Annotated in this window: 1 protein-coding gene; it reads left to right on the top strand. The window is 66.5% G+C overall.

The window, feature by feature from the left end:
* Positions 1–148 precede the first annotated feature (148 nt).
* On the top strand, positions 149–379 hold a 231-nt coding region (locus GSQ83_RS29885), incomplete at its 3' end, for a hypothetical protein (RefSeq protein WP_216850091.1).

The raw sequence follows: 379 nt of genomic DNA, 5'->3' as shown, positions 1-379 counted from the left end.
CTGCCTCCGACGCACAGCGTATCGCCGACTACCTGCTGGCCTTTCATCCGGACTACGCAGTCCAGGCCGACATCAGCACCGAGAGCGAGGCACCCCGTACTGCGCTGGCGGCGTAGCGCCGTGGGCGGCGGCCCAACGGCGCATGGCGATGACCAGCCGATCGCCACGCTTCGCGTTTAGCGCCGGCAGCCAAGACCGTGGCGGCGATGAGCGGCGTCGCCGGCCGCTATCGCGCCAGCAATCTCGCGGGCTGCCGCCGACCACGTCCTTCGTGAAGCACGGAAGAATACCGGCGCGTCACGAGTATCCTCTGCCGTCTCTCGACATCCAGCACAACCCACATGTGGAGCGAGGGAATGGATGGAGATTGGAGAGCATC

The organism is Acidisoma sp. L85 (assembly GCF_009765865.1).
Taxonomy (GTDB): domain Bacteria; phylum Pseudomonadota; class Alphaproteobacteria; order Acetobacterales; family Acetobacteraceae; genus Acidisoma.
Note: the sequence above shows the minus strand (reverse complement) of the source record. Positions and strands in the feature narration are given on the sequence as shown.